Raw genomic sequence first — 13,424 nt, forward strand, 5'->3', positions numbered from 1 at the left:
AGGATTTAGATCAGGGGCGTTCGCCTCGCGCCAGACGGGCTTCGATGTCGTCGACCACGGCCGGCAGGTCAGCCACCGTGTCGATCACGTAATGCGGACCAGCCGGCTTCAGCTCCGCGCGCGCGGCGGCGCGTGCTGCGTCACGGGCGGGGCCGGCAAGGCCAAGGTATTCGTCCAGCGTCAGGCCCGCGGCGTTGCCCGACAGCAAGAGGCCCACGGTCCACATGCCGGCGCGGCGGCCTTCTTCGATGCCCGGCGCGGTGTCGTCGACCTTGATGCACGCGGCCACGTCGGACAGGCCCAGCTCGACCACGTTCTTCAGGGCCATCGCGGGCGCCGGACGCGCGCGCGGGACCTCGTCGCTGGCGACGATGCAATCGGGCGTCAGGTTATCGGCGGCCGCGCGCTCGACGACGCGGCGCATCACACTGGCGGGATAGCCGGAGCACGACCCGATCTTCAGGCCGCGCCCGCGCAAGGCGCGCATCACGTCGGCCGCGCCGGGAATGGCGGCCGAATACTGCGCCACCTTCTCCAGCTGCATCGGCAGGAAGCGCTCGTAGATGGCGGTGACGTCGTCGTCGCTGGGCACGCGGCCGAAGCGGGCCTGATACTGGGCGGCGATGGCGGGCTGGTCGCACAGGGTACGGATGTGGTCCCACTTGCCCATGCCCATCGGGCCGCGCGCCTCCTTCAGCGACACGTCCATGCCGAACTGCGCGAACGCGTCCACGAACACCTTGGTGGGCGCAAAGGAGCCGAAGTCGACCAGCGTGCCGGCCCAGTCGAAAATCACCGCCTCGAGGCGGACGGGCAAGGGTTGAACTGTCATGGAAGTCATCCTGAAAAATGGGCCGGTCAACGGGTCGCCGGGCGCCGCCAGGCCTGCGTGCGCGCCACCAGGGCACGGCTGGCCAGGTGCAGGACCAGGGCGGCAACGGCGGAGCTGGCCATGATGACCGTGCACATGGCGGCGGCCGGACCGATGAAGCCGGCGTCGTCCATGTTAAGCACGGCCACGGCGGCCAGCACCGTCGACGGGCTGTAGAGAAACACCACGGCCGACACCGTCGTCATGGCGGATACGAAAAGGTAGCGGGCAACATTCAGCGCCGCGGGCAGGCACATCGGCAGCGTCACGCGCAGGAAGGTCGCCAGGCGCGGCACCTTCAGCGACGCGGAGGCGGCCTCGAACTCCGGGTCGAGCGCATTGAGCGCCGTGGCGGCTGTCAGGTGGGCGCTGGTGTAGAAGTGCACGACCGTGCACAGCACCAGCAGCGGCATCGTCCCGTACAGCACGTTCAGGGGGTTTGCCAGGCTATTGAAAAAGAAGATATAGCCCAGGCCCAGCACGAGCCCTGGCACCGCCATCGGCATCAGCGCCAGCATGCCGGCCATGCCGCGCAGGCCGCGCGCCACCGTGCCGCGCGCAGGCACCTTCTCCATCATCCACGCGCCCACGAAGACCACCACGGTGCCCGCGAGCGCCGTGAAGAACGCGAGCTGCAGGCTGTTGCGCCAGGCGAGCCAGCCGCCGCCGTCCATGTTGTCGAAGTCGTAAGAACGCAGCGACATCGACAGGTTGTACGGCCACATCTTCACGAACGACGCCCACACCGCCACACCGATGATGAGCAGCAGAAAGGCAGCCATCACGCCGGACAGGGCCAGGAATGCCGAGTCGCGGCGGCCGTTCACGCCGGCCGCGTAAGGCTGCGCGCGGCCGCTCATCTGGGCGCCCTGGCGGGCCCGCAGCCGGCGGTCCAGCACGAAGGTCAGCAGCGCCGGCAGCAGCAACAGGATGCCGATGGCCGCGCCCTTGGGGAAATTCTGCTGCCCGACCACCGCCTTGTAGGCCTCCATGGCGAGTACGTTGTAGTCGCCGCCCACCACCTTGGGCACGCCAAAGTCGGTGACGGTCAGCGTGAAAACCACGCAGCAGGCCGAGAACACCGCGTAACGCGTGCCGGGCAGCGTGACCGTCATGAAGGTGCGCCACGTGCCCGCGCCCATGGCGCGCGCCGCGTCATAGAGGCGGCCGTCGGCCAGGGCCAGGCCCGTCAGCAGGATCATGAGCGCATGCGGAAACGTGTAGAACGCCTCGCCCACCACGATGCCCCAGAAGCCATAGATGGTGGCGCCGCCGGTCAGGCCCTTGAGCAGTCCCTGGTTGCCCAGCAGATAGACCAGCGCAATGCCGGGCAGCAGCGACGGCGCAAGCAGCGGCAACAGCGCGATCGTGCGCAGGATGCCCTTGCCCGGCAGGCGGGTGCGCGTGAGGCCATACGCAAAGCCGTAGGCGCAGGGCACGACCAGCAACGTCGTCACGATTCCCACGGCAAGGCTGCGCCCCACCATGTCCAGGAAACCATCGGCGCCGATGATGCCCGCGATGACAGACAGGCCGGCCCAGCCGCCATCGGCGTCCGTCACCGATTTGACGAGGATCGCCGCCAGGGGCAGCGCCAGGAAAACGAGCAGGCCGAGCGCCAGACCGCCCTGCCCCAGCGCCAGGCCCAGCGCGCCGATCCAGGCGGGCAGCGGGCGGCGCCCCAAGGCGGGCAGCGGCGCAAAGGCGGCGGGAGCCGGGGAATGGGGCGCGGTCTGACCCACGGCGCGCGAATCGTTCATGGCCGGATCAAGCGTAGGCGCGTATCGCATGGCGCGGCAGCTCCACCCAGCAACGGCTGGCAGCGTGAGGGCCCAAGAGGGCATCTCCGGTTTCGGGGGACACGATGGAATGCACGGTGGCGCCGGGCACGCCTTCCAGGCGCAGGGCAAGGCGGTAGCTGCGCCCCAGGAACACGCCGTCCAGCACGTCGGCCAGCATGGCGTTGGGCTCTTCGGGCTTGGCCATGCTGACGCGCACGGCCTCGGGCCGCACGAAAAGCTTGCCCGAGCGGGCGTCCAGCGCCGCGTCGACCGCCAGCTCCTGCCGCCCCACCCGGGCGCGGTGCGTATCGATGCGTTCGAACGGCAGCCAGTTGGCTTCGCCCACGAAGTCGGCGATGAAGGCCGACCCCGGCTGGCGGTAGAGTTCGCGCGGCGTGCCGTACTGCTCGATCACCCCGCCATTCATCACGGCGATGCGGTCGGCCATCACCATGGCCTCTTCCTGGTCATGCGTCACCATCAGCGTGGTGATGGACAGGCGCTTTTGCAGCGCGCGCAGTTCGATTCGCAGGTGTTCTCGCACCCGCGCATCCAACGCCGACATGGGTTCGTCCAGCAACAGCAGCGACGGCGACGGGGCCAGCGCGCGCGCCAGCGCCACGCGCTGCTGCTGGCCGCCCGAAATCTGGCCGGGATACTTCTGCGCCGCGCCGGCCAGGCCGACCAGCGTCAGCATTTCCTCGACGCGGCTGGCGACGTGGTTGCGATGGGCGCGCTTGCCGCTCAGGCCATAGGCCACGTTCTGGGCCACGGTCAGGTTCGGAAACAGCGCATAGGACTGGAACAGGATGCCGTAGTCGCGCGCCTGCGGCTCGGCATGGGAAATATCACGGCCGGACAGCACGATGGTTCCGCTGTCCTGGCGCTCCAGGCCGGCGATCGCGCGCAGCAGCGTTGTCTTGCCGCACCCCGACGGCCCCAACAGGCACACCAATTCTCCGGCGCGGATATCCAGCGAAACGTCGGCCAGCGCCGTGTGGCTGCCGAATCGCTTCACGAGATTCTGCACGGAGAGAAAGGCGGTATCGCGTTGGGGCATGGGGCCTCCGGTCTGGGAACGAAGGCAGTATGGGAGCCGCGTATTGAGCGTTTATGACACTTCGCGCAAATGCAGTAATAAAAACATCAAATTATTTTGGTGTACTGGCGGTCTTGCGCATTGCGTCCAACCTTCGCCCCCCGACCGTGCTCGTCGCCGAACTCAAATCCTTCTATGCCGTCGCCCGCTGCGGAACCGTCACCAAGGCCGCCGCCCAGCTGGGCGTCAGCCAGCCCACGGTGACGGGGCAATTGCGCCAGCTTGAATCGCGCTACGGCATCGAGCTGTTTCATCGGCAGGGGCGCGGCATGCGGCTGTCGGACGCCGGGCAAAACCTGATGCCGATGGTCGAGAAGCTGGTGCAGCAGGAGACCGAGATCGACTTCCGGCTGCGCGACGCGAGCGACCTGCGCGAGGGCAACCTGCGCATTGGCGCGACCGGCCCCTACTACATCATGGATACCGTGCGGCGCTACAACCAGCGCTATCCCGGCATCGACCTGACGGTCACGATCGGCAATTCGCAGTCGATGCTGCAGGCGCTGCAGGATTACCGCATCGAGATTGCCACGTCTTCCTTTCTGATGGATGACAAGCACCTGTACCGCCGCAAGATCGCCGCGGACCCGATCCGCGTGGTGGCGCATCGCGATCATCCGCTGGCCCGGCGCGGCCAGGTGCGGCTGGCCGATCTGGCCGAGCATGCGCTGCTGCTGCGCGAACCCGGCTCCATGACGCGCCAGCTGACCGAAGACGCGCTGCGTGCGGCCGGCGTCACCGTGCGCCGCACGCTGGAGATCGGCAGCCGCGAGTCGATCCGCCAGGCCATCCTGTGCGAACTGGGCATCAGCCTCATCCCGTCACGCGAAATTCCGTCCCATCCCGATCTGGCGGCCCTGGACATCCAGGACGCCGGCATCGTGATGAATGAATACCTGTACTGCTTGCGCGAGCGCCAACCGGTGCAACTCATCGCGCGCTTTCTGGAGATGGCGCCGGCAGCCGGCTGACCGTCGCGGTCACTGTCCCGCCTCTTCCCCTTGCGGCCACTCAGGAGACAACCATGGCCTTGACCCTGCAGGACATCGAACAGCTTTTCCTTGAACGCGGACACCGGTCCTATGACGGCGAATCCGTCAGCCATCTGCGCCATGCGCTGCAAACGGCCGCACTGGCCGAACAGCACGGCGCCAAGGCCCATCTCATCACGGCCTGCCTGCTGCATGACCTGGGCCATCTGATCGCCGACCGGCCGGGCACGCCCACGCTGCGCGGCATCGACGACAAGCATCAGTATTTCGTGCTGCCCTTCCTGCGCGGCCTGTTCAGTTCCGCCGTGCTGGACCCCATTCGGCTGCACGTGGAAGCCAAGCGCTACCTCTGCTACGTGGAACCGCAGTACGAAGCGAAGCTGTCGGACGATTCCCGCCGCAGCCTGGCGCTGCAGGGCGGCAGTTTCGACGCGGGCCAGGCGGTCGACTTCGCCAGCATGCCCGGCGCGCCGGACGCGATCCGTCTGCGGCGCTGGGACGACATGGCCAAGGTGCCGGGGCTGCCCACGCCGCCGCTCGACCACTTCCTGGAGATCGCCGAAAGCGTGTCCGGCCGCGTCAAGCTGGCCGCCGTCTGGTAACGGCCGCGCATTGCCCATGAAAAAAGCCAGGGTGCGTTGCCCTGGCTTTTTGTTCGTTCACGCGCCCTTGGCCACCGGCCGGGCGGGATCGCTGCACCATTCGCTCCACGACCCCGGATAGAGGCGCGAGCCCGTCAGGCCGGCAATCTCCATGGACAGCAGGTTGTGGCAGGCCGTGATGCCCGAGCCGCACTGGTGGACGACCGAGGCTGGGTCGCGCCCGGCCAGCAGGCTGCCGAACTCCGCGCGCAGCTGCTCGGCCGTCTTGAAACGGCCATCGGGCTGCAGGTTTTCGCCGTTCGGACGGTTCAGCGCGCCGGGGATATGGCCGGCCACCGGGTCCATGGGTTCGACTTCGCCGCGATACCGGTTGGCGGCGCGCGCGTCGACGACCGTGAACGACGGCTGGGCGATGTTGGCCAGCACCGCCTGGGCATCGACCGTGCCCGCCAGGGACTTGCCCGGTTCGACAGGCGTGCCCGGCTGCACCGCCGGCGCCGGGTCGTGGCTGACGGGCAGCCCCGCAGCCGTCCAGGCCTGCCACCCGCCATCCAGCACGGCGACCCGGTCATGGCCCAGCCAGCGCAGCATCCACCACAGATGCGCCGCGTACATGCCGCCGCTGGCGTCGTAGGCCACCACCAGCGTGCCGGGCGTCACGCCATGCGCGGCCATCAGGGCGCCGAATTGCGCCCGGTCGGGCAGCGGATGCCGTCCGTTCTTGCCGGTGCGAGCGGCGGCCAGCTCGGTTTCGTGATCCAGGAAGCGGGCCCCGGGGATGTGGCCTGCGTCGTAGGCCTGGCGGCCCGCCGAATGATTGGTCAGGTCATGGCGCACGTCGAACACGCGCACGTCGGGCGAGTCCAGGCGTGCAGAGAGATCGGCGGCGGTGATCAGGGTCGTCGTCATGCGATGGGGCTCCTGTGTGAAAAGCGGCGGGCGCCGGGATCAGCCCGGCTTGGGGTCGCGCATGGTGCGCCACACCGACAGCAGGCCCGCGAAAATGATGAGGCCCATGCCGGCCCAGGCCACGACGTCCAGATGGTCGCCCCAGAAGCCCATGCCGATCAGTGCCGCGAAGATGATGGTGCTGTACTGCAGGGCGGCGGTCAGCAGCGCCGACCCCATGCCGAACGCCCGGGTCATGGCCAGTTGTCCGAACAGCCCCGCGACGCCCACGCCCAGGAGCGACAGGTAGCCGGTCCAGTCCGCGTAGCCCCAGCCCTCGAACGCCAGACCGGCGGCGCTGGAGGCGCACACGGCCACCGAAAAGAACAGCACGGTGCGCCATTCGGGTTCGCCAATGCGGCCCAATTGGCGGATCTGCATCATCGCAATGGCGGACATGGCCCCCGCCCCCATGCCAAGCAGGGCGGCAAGCCACTGGTCGTCGTTGATGCTTGGCCGCAGCACGGCGATCACGCCCAGAAAGCCCAGCACCACAGCCAGGATCCGCACCGGGTCGCGCTGCGCCCCGCCCCATCCCAGCATCCAGCAGGCGATGAACAGCGGCGCCGTGTAGTTCAGGCTGGTGGCGGTGGCCAGCGGCAGATGGGAAATGGCAAAAAAGCCCAGCCACATCGAGGTGACGCCGGACAGGTTGCGCCAGATGTGCAGCTTCCAGCTGGTGGGAATGATGGACTGGCGGCCGGCGCGCGCCCAGAGCAGCAGCAGGATCACCGAGGGCAGGCCGCGAAAGAGCACGACCTGCGGCAGCGATGCGCCGTGTTCGGTGCCGAGCTTCACGAACGACCCCATGATGGCGAACATGGCGGACGCCACCAACATCCAAAGTGCTTGCATGCGGGTCTACGCTAAGGGAAAAGGGGGGAAGGAATAAGGGAAAGCGATACTATACTCTCCGTCACCGGGCGAGGAGCCGGCGAGTCGGGGAACTGGCAAGGCTCCGCCATGTCGAAATCCGGGTATTTGCCGCTCGCAGAGGAATATAAAAAACATGAAACGCATTGTTCTGTTCGTCATCACCAACCTGGCCGTCATGCTCGTGCTGTCGGCCACGCTTCGCATCCTGGGCGTAGACCGTGTCATCACGGCCAACGGGATCAACTTCAACGCGCTCCTGATCTTCTCGGTCGTGGTCGGCTTCACGGGCGCCATCATCTCGCTCCTCATGAGCAAGCCAATGGCCAAATGGAGCACCGGCGCGCAGGTGCTGGATCCCAACTCGCCCCGCAACCAGCGCGAGGCCTGGCTGGTCGACACCGTCCACCAACTGGCCGACCGCGCCGGCATCGGCCGCCCCGAAGTCGCCATCTACGAAGGCGCCCCCAACGCATTTGCCACGGGCGCATTCAAGAACGACTCCCTGGTCGCGGTGTCCACGGGCCTGCTCGAAAGCATGACCGAAGAGGAAGTCGCGGCCGTGCTGGCGCACGAAGTCGCGCACATCGCCAACGGCGACATGGTCACCCTGACCCTGATCCAGGGCGTGGTGAACACCTTCGTCATCTTCCTGGCGCGCGTGGTCGGCTACTTCATCGACCGCGTCGTGTTCAAGAACGAACGCGGCATCGGCCCCGGGTACTTCGTCACCGTGCTGGTCTGTGAAATCATCTTCGGGGTGCTGGCCTCGATCATCGTGGCCTGGTTCTCGCGCCAGCGCGAATACCGCGCCGACGCCGGCTCGGCCCACCTGATGGGCGCCCGCGAACCGATGATCCGCGCGCTCGCCCGCCTGGGCGGCCTGGAACCGGGCGAACTGCCCAAGTCCTTCGAAGCGTCCGGCATCACCGGCAAGGGCGGCCTGGCGGCCATGTTCGCCTCGCACCCGCCGATCCCGGCCCGCATCGCGGCGCTGCAGAACGCCCGCGTGATCTGACCGGTCACCGGCCGCAAAAAAGCCCGCTTCGGCGGGCTTTTTTGCGTGCAACTCAGCACTCGACGATATTCACCGCCAAACCGCCCCGCGCCGTTTCCTTGTACTTGGTTTTCATGTCGGCGCCGGTTTCGCGCATGGTCTTGATGACCGAATCCAGCGACACGTAGTGCTGGCCGTCGCCCCGCAGCGCCATGCGGGCGGCGTTCACGGCCTTGACCGAGGCCATGGCGTTGCGTTCGATACAGGGAATCTGCACCAGTCCGCCGACGGGATCGCAGGTCAGACCCAGGTTGTGCTCCATGCCGATCTCGGCCGCGTTTTCCACCTGCTCCACCGACCCGCCCAGCGCCGCCGCCAGTCCGCCGGCCGCCATCGAACAGGCCACGCCGACTTCGCCCTGGCAGCCCACTTCCGCGCCTGACAGCGACGCGTTGTACTTGTAGAGCAGCCCGATCGCCGCCGCGGTCAGCAGGAATTCGCGCACGCCCTCGCGGTTGGCGCCCGGCACGAAACGGTCGTAATAGTGCAGCACGGCTGGAATGATGCCCGCCGCGCCGTTGGTCGGCGCCGTGACCACCCGGCCGCCCGCCGCGTTCTCTTCGTTGACGGCCATCGCGTACAGGTTCACCCAATCCATGACAGAAAGCGGGTCAGACAACGTGCGCTCGGCCCGCTGGGTGAGATTGCGGTAGAGCTCGGGGGCGCGCCGGCGCACGCGCAACGGGCCGGGCAACTCGCCGTCCGCTTCCGGATAGTTGATGCCGCAGCCGCGCGCCACGCAGTCCTGCATGACCTGCCAGATGCGGTCCAGGCCGGCATTGACCTCCGAGGTTTCGCGCCAGGTCAGCTCGTTCTGCATCATGACCTGCGCCACCGTCAAACCGTTGTCCTGGCACATGGCCAGCAGTTCCCGCCCCATGCGAAACGGGTACGGCAACTGGTCGTGCGCCGCGATGACCTGGCTGTTGGAGGCGCCGGCGGTGACGACGAAGCCGCCGCCCACCGACAGGTAGCGGGCCTCGCGCAGGGACTGGCCGTCGGCGTCGAATGCGTGGAATTTCATGCCGTTGGGGTGTTCGGCCATGGCTTCGCGGCGGTAGAACATCATGTGTTCCTTTTCCACGAAGGGCAGCGGGTACTTGCCCAGCAACGGCAACTGCCGGCTGGCGCGCACCGAGGCAATCATGCCGGCGATGGCCGCGGGGTCGACCGTATCCGGCGCCTCGCCCATCAGGCCCAGCAGCACCCCCTTGTCGGTGCCGTGCCCCTTGCCGGTGGCGCCCAGCGATCCGTACAGTTCGGCCCGCACGCTGGCCACGCGCGGAACAAGGCCGTCGCGCTCCAGCCCTTGCGCAAATAGCAGCGCCGCCCGCATCGGGCCCACGGTATGAGAGCTCGACGGGCCAATGCCTATCTTGAACAGATCGAAAACGGAAACGGCCACGCCAAACTCCAATACATCCACCAACGATCAGGCAATGATACGCGCGAGCCCGGGCGCACGCAGCAAAGCCCCGCCCGGCGTATCCTGTATCTTCGCGCCGGGTGCCAAAGCCTGCCCCGGCATGCGATCATTACAGAATTATTACTTGTCATAAAAAGAACGGAAAAACGCCTGCATGTCTGGACTCATTACCCTGCTTGACTTCGCCGGCTACGTCGCGCTGCTGCTTTGGGGCGTGCATATGGTCCAAACCGGCGTGCAGCGCGCGTTCGGGGCGGCGCTGGGCGCAGCCTTGGGACGCGCCCTGGGCACGCGGTTGCGGGCCTTTTTTGCGGGCCTGGGCATCACGGCGGCGCTGCAAAGCAGCACCGCCACCGGCCTGATGATCACCGGTTTTGCTGCGGGCGGCGTGGTCGGTCTGGTGCCGGCGCTGGCGGCGATGCTGGGCGCCAACGTGGGCACCACGCTGATCGTCCAGCTGCTGTCCTTCGACCTGACCGAGCTCGCCCCGATCCTGATCCTGGCCGGCGTCTGGATGTTCCGGCGCTATCCGCCCGGCCGCACCCGCGACCTGGGCCGGGTCTTCATCGGCCTGGGCCTGCTCCTGCTGTCGCTGCACCAGCTCGTCGAACTCTTCGCGCCGTTTCAGACCGCGCCCATGTTGGGGATGATTCTTGCCGCCCTGTCGACCCAGCCGGTCGCCGCGGTCTTGCTGTCCGCCGCATTCACGTGGGCCGCGCACTCCAGCGTGGCCGTCGTGGTGCTGGTGATGTCGCTGGCCAGCCACAACATGGTCGCGCCGCACGTGGCGTTTGCGCTGGTGCTGGGCGCCAACCTGGGCACGGCGATCAACCCGATGATCGAAGGCGTGACGGGCGACGACCCCGCCGCCCGCCGCCTGCCGCTGGGCAATCTGCTGACGCGGGTGCTGGGCGTGCTGGCCGGGCTGCTGCTGTTGCCTTTCCTGGAGCCCTGGATGAGCGATCTGGCGAGCGACCCCGCCCGCGCGGTCGCCAACTTCCACACCCTGTTCAATGCCGTCATCGCCCTGGCCTTCCTGCCGATCCTGACGCCGTACGCCGCGCTGCTGACCCGCTGGCTGCCCAAGCGCGCCGACCCGAACGACCCGTCCCGCCCCCAATACCTGGACGAATGGGCCCACGACGTGCCCGCCGTGGCACTGGGCAATGCCGCGCGCGAGGCGCTGCGCATGGCCGACATGCTGCAGACGCTGCTGCTCTACGCGCGGGCCGGCTTCAAGCGCGACAACCGCCACCGCATGGTGCAGGCGCGCCAGCTGGACGGCGCGCTGGACAAGCTGGAAAACGCCATCACCACCTACCTGGCGACACTCGACCAGGAGAACATGACGCGCGAGGACCTCCAGCGGCTGGACGACATTCTGGCGTTCACCAGCAACATCGGCCACGCGGGCGATATCGCCCATCACGGCTTGCTGAGCCACGTGGCCAAGCTGCGCAAGCAGGGCTGGACTTTCTCGCCCGAGCAACGCGCCAGCCTGGACGACACCCTGGGCCAGCTCATCGCCAACCAACGCACGGCGGCCGCGCTCTTCGTGAACGACGACCTGCGCCAGGCGCGCTCGCTGGCCGGCGAAAAGGCGCGCTTTCGCACGATCGAAACCCAGGCGGCCGACACTCACCTGCAGAAGATCAAGTCCGGCCAGGTCGACGCCGCGGAAGTGGGCGCACTGTACCTGGACATCCTGCGGGACATGAAGGGCATCAACTCGCACCTGGTGGGCGCGGCGGCGTACCCCTTGCTGGCCCGCCACGGCGAGCTCCTGCCCAGCCGCCTGCGCGAGGCGGGCAATTGAATAGTGAATAGGTAAGCCGCCAGGCGAGCAAGTCCCAGGCAAGTCGCAGGTGTCAGACACCCATTGAGATGCCAGCGCCAAGTCGACGGCTATCTCCGCCGGGTGTCTGACACCGTCCCAAGCACGCTGACGCACGAAAAAGCCGACCCACGGGTCGGCTTTCTTTTGCATCGGGCACATCCGGTGGGCCAACCTGGTGGCTCACCCTCCCCGCCTTACAGATACCGCTTGAACCATGCCAGCATCCGCTTCCAGCCATCCTTCGCGGCCTCGGGGTGGTAGCTGGCCCGGTAGTCCGCCAAAAACGCGTGGTCGGCTTCGGGGTAGACCACGATCTCGGACTGCTTGGCGGCGGCGTTGCCGGCGGCCAGTTTCGTCTTCATGGTTTCCACGTCCGACAGCGGGATGCTGGCGTCGCGGCCGCCGTAAAGGCCCAGGACGGGGCCATGCAGCTCGTGGGTCACGTCCAGCGCGACGCGCTTGATGAGCGGGCCGTGGCCCACGCTGAGCTTGCCGTACCACGCCACGCCCGCCTTCACGTCGGGATTGTGCGCCGCGTACATCCAGGTCAGGCGGCCGCCCCAGCAGAAACCCGTCACCGCCACGCGGCGCGCGTCACCGCCATTGGCGGCGGCCCACGCCACGCTGGCGTCCAGATCGGCGTACACCTGTTCGTCAGGCACCTTGCTGACGATTTCCGAAATGAGCTTCGGGATATCGGTATAGACCGACGCGTCGCCCTGGCGTTGATAGAGGTTGGCGGCGACGGCCAGGTAACCAGCCTTGGCCACCCGGCGGCAGACGTCCTTGATGTGTTCGTGCACGCCGAAGATTTCCTGGATCACCAGCACGACCGGCAGGTCACGCTGGCCTTCGGGCGCGGCGTAATACGCGTCGATCGAACCGTCCCTCACGGGAAGCTTGAAATCCCCGTGGACCAGGCCCTGCGTGTCCGTGTGGATCACGGTGGGGGCGACATTGCCGGCGGCGGTGGAAAAACTCATGGAGAACTCCTTGGTTGGGTCGACGAAAGCCGGCCATCCCCGCCGCGCCACCTGCGCTAGTGCCGGTGGCCGTGCTCCGCCTGGGACACGCCGTGATCCGCGTGTGCGTCATGGTCGTGCCCGTGGTGCATCAGCGTCGTGACGCTGTAGATCAGCGCCACGCCCACACCGACCAGCAGCAATTGCGGGACGGCATCGGACAGGGATACCCGCTCGTGCATCTGCGGCATCAGGTCGGCCACCGAGATGTACAGGAAGCTGCTGGCGGCAATCACCAGGATGTACGGCGTCCACTCCTGCGCCTGCTGCAGCACGAAGTACCCTATTATGCCGCCGACCGCTGAACACAAGCTGGTGAACAGAATCAGCGCAAAGGCGCGGCGGCGGCGCAGGCCGGCGTTGAGCAGCACCACGAAGTCGCCCAGCTTGTGCGGCACTTCGTGGATGATGATCGACGCGGCCGTCAGCACGCCCAGCAGCGGATCGGTCAGGAACGCCGCGGCGATCAGCACGCCGTCACACAGGTTGTGCAGCGAACTGCCGATCAGGATCAGCATCCCGCCGCGCCCCGCCTCGTGGCGGTCGTGGCCCTTGTGATGGTGGTGGCCGTCGCCCTCGTGGTGATGGCTGTGGCGCAGCAGCGCAATCTTCTCCAGCACGAAGAAGCCGATCAGCGACGCCAGCATCAGCCCGAAGAGCACGTGGGCGTTGCCCACCCCCGTCTCGAATGCCTCGGGCAGCAGATGCAGGAGCGCCACGGACAGCAGCACGCCGACCGACAGGCTCACCATGTGATGCAGGTATTTGGCAAAGACCTTGTACGCGAGCCAGCTCGCGATAAGGACGGCAATCAGGCCGCCAGTGATGGTGGCGAGCAGAACCCAGAGCAGCAACATGAGGGGGGGAAAATTAAGGCGGGGGGAAGCGCAACATTATATTGTTTCAAACCAAAAAT

General features: G+C 67.3%; 12 protein-coding genes. 4 read left to right on the forward strand and 8 right to left on the reverse strand.

Annotated features, from left to right (window positions below; all coding sequences use genetic code 11):
• Window positions 1–10: 10 nt before the first annotated feature.
• The 3 genes from phnX to FBY20_RS03290 are packed head-to-tail and all read right to left on the reverse strand — an operon-like array spanning window position 11 to window position 3,712.
• Window positions 11–841, reverse strand: coding sequence for a phosphonoacetaldehyde hydrolase (gene phnX, locus FBY20_RS03280; protein WP_174245384.1), 831 nt, complete (start codon window positions 839–841; stop codon window positions 11–13).
• A 17-nt stretch (window positions 842–858) separates the two neighbouring features.
• Window positions 859–2,661 (reverse strand): putative 2-aminoethylphosphonate ABC transporter permease subunit, encoded by a 1,803-nt coding sequence (locus FBY20_RS03285; RefSeq protein ID WP_255452221.1) that lies wholly within the window; start codon window positions 2,659–2,661, stop codon window positions 859–861.
• Window positions 2,639–3,712, reverse strand: coding sequence for a putative 2-aminoethylphosphonate ABC transporter ATP-binding protein (locus FBY20_RS03290; RefSeq protein ID WP_062838651.1), 1,074 nt, complete (start codon window positions 3,710–3,712; stop codon window positions 2,639–2,641). Before FBY20_RS03290 ends, FBY20_RS03285 begins: the two co-directional genes overlap by 23 nt.
• Before the next feature lie 146 nt (window positions 3,713–3,858).
• On the opposite strand from FBY20_RS03290, the gene FBY20_RS03295 reads away from it, so the two are divergent.
• Both FBY20_RS03295 and FBY20_RS03300 read left to right on the forward strand, forming a co-directional pair.
• On the forward strand, window positions 3,859–4,722 hold the full coding sequence (locus FBY20_RS03295) for a LysR family transcriptional regulator (RefSeq protein WP_056322757.1): 864 nt from the start codon (window positions 3,859–3,861) through the stop codon (window positions 4,720–4,722).
• Window positions 4,723–4,775: 53 nt separating this feature from the next.
• On the forward strand, window positions 4,776–5,345 hold the full coding sequence (locus FBY20_RS03300) for a phosphonate degradation HD-domain oxygenase (RefSeq protein WP_142050011.1): 570 nt from the start codon (window positions 4,776–4,778) through the stop codon (window positions 5,343–5,345).
• 57 nt (window positions 5,346–5,402) lie between these two features.
• On the opposite strand, the gene FBY20_RS03305 is transcribed toward FBY20_RS03300, so the two are convergent.
• Window positions 5,403–6,254 carry a sulfurtransferase gene (locus FBY20_RS03305; RefSeq protein WP_128827772.1) on the reverse strand — a complete coding sequence of 284 codons (852 nt, stop codon included), beginning with the start codon at window positions 6,252–6,254 and terminating at the stop codon, window positions 5,403–5,405.
• Between the two features lie 39 nt (window positions 6,255–6,293).
• The gene (locus tag FBY20_RS03310) at window positions 6,294–7,148 is read right to left on the reverse strand and encodes a DMT family transporter (protein WP_056322422.1); all 855 of its coding nucleotides are present in this window, start codon (window positions 7,146–7,148) and stop codon (window positions 6,294–6,296) included.
• A 154-nt stretch (window positions 7,149–7,302) separates the two neighbouring features.
• Here FBY20_RS03310 and htpX point away from each other — a divergent pair, with 154 nt between their 5' ends.
• Window positions 7,303–8,184 carry a protease HtpX gene (htpX, locus tag FBY20_RS03315; RefSeq protein WP_056322419.1) on the forward strand — a complete coding sequence of 294 codons (882 nt, stop codon included), beginning with the start codon at window positions 7,303–7,305 and terminating at the stop codon, window positions 8,182–8,184.
• A gap of 52 nt (window positions 8,185–8,236) precedes the next feature.
• Here the strand turns inward: htpX and FBY20_RS03320 are convergent, their stop codons facing one another.
• Window positions 8,237–9,628, reverse strand: a complete 1,392-nt coding sequence (locus FBY20_RS03320; protein ID WP_056322416.1) for an L-serine ammonia-lyase — start codon at window positions 9,626–9,628, stop codon at window positions 8,237–8,239.
• Between the two features lie 175 nt (window positions 9,629–9,803).
• On the opposite strand from FBY20_RS03320, the gene FBY20_RS03325 reads away from it, so the two are divergent.
• Window positions 9,804–11,465 carry a Na/Pi cotransporter family protein gene (locus tag FBY20_RS03325; RefSeq protein WP_056322414.1) on the forward strand — a complete coding sequence of 554 codons (1,662 nt, stop codon included), beginning with the start codon at window positions 9,804–9,806 and terminating at the stop codon, window positions 11,463–11,465.
• Between the two features lie 215 nt (window positions 11,466–11,680).
• Here FBY20_RS03325 and FBY20_RS03330 read toward each other — a convergent pair whose 3' ends face one another.
• Entirely contained in the window at window positions 11,681–12,469 is a 789-nt protein-coding gene (locus tag FBY20_RS03330) for a dienelactone hydrolase family protein (protein ID WP_142050014.1), read from the reverse strand.
• Between the two features lie 56 nt (window positions 12,470–12,525).
• A complete protein-coding gene (locus FBY20_RS03335; protein ID WP_142050017.1) occupies window positions 12,526–13,365 on the reverse strand; it encodes a ZIP family metal transporter in 840 nt (279 codons plus the stop codon).
• Window positions 13,366–13,424: the final 59 nt, after the last annotated feature.

The organism is Achromobacter sp. SLBN-14, assembly GCF_006715415.1.
GTDB classification, from domain to species: domain Bacteria; phylum Pseudomonadota; class Gammaproteobacteria; order Burkholderiales; family Burkholderiaceae_B; genus Achromobacter; species Achromobacter mucicolens.

What these genes read in the sequence shown, in the direction of transcription:
- phnX (WP_174245384.1), bottom strand. Translation starts at nt 841, where the DNA reads ATGACTTCCATGACAGTTCAACCCTTGCCCGTCCGCCTCGAGGCGGTG.
- FBY20_RS03285 (WP_255452221.1), bottom strand. Translation starts at nt 2,661, where the DNA reads ATGCGATACGCGCCTACGCTTGATCCGGCCATGAACGATTCGCGCGCC.
- FBY20_RS03290 (WP_062838651.1), bottom strand. Translation starts at nt 3,712, where the DNA reads ATGCCCCAACGCGATACCGCCTTTCTCTCCGTGCAGAATCTCGTGAAG.
- FBY20_RS03300 (WP_142050011.1), top strand. Translation starts at nt 4,776, where the DNA reads ATGGCCTTGACCCTGCAGGACATCGAACAGCTTTTCCTTGAACGCGGA.
- FBY20_RS03305 (WP_128827772.1), bottom strand. Translation starts at nt 6,254, where the DNA reads ATGACGACGACCCTGATCACCGCCGCCGATCTCTCTGCACGCCTGGAC.
- FBY20_RS03310 (WP_056322422.1), bottom strand. Translation starts at nt 7,148, where the DNA reads ATGCAAGCACTTTGGATGTTGGTGGCGTCCGCCATGTTCGCCATCATG.
- htpX (WP_056322419.1), top strand. Translation starts at nt 7,303, where the DNA reads ATGAAACGCATTGTTCTGTTCGTCATCACCAACCTGGCCGTCATGCTC.
- FBY20_RS03325 (WP_056322414.1), top strand. Translation starts at nt 9,804, where the DNA reads ATGTCTGGACTCATTACCCTGCTTGACTTCGCCGGCTACGTCGCGCTG.
- FBY20_RS03330 (WP_142050014.1), bottom strand. Translation starts at nt 12,469, where the DNA reads ATGAGTTTTTCCACCGCCGCCGGCAATGTCGCCCCCACCGTGATCCAC.
- FBY20_RS03335 (WP_142050017.1), bottom strand. Translation starts at nt 13,365, where the DNA reads ATGTTGCTGCTCTGGGTTCTGCTCGCCACCATCACTGGCGGCCTGATT.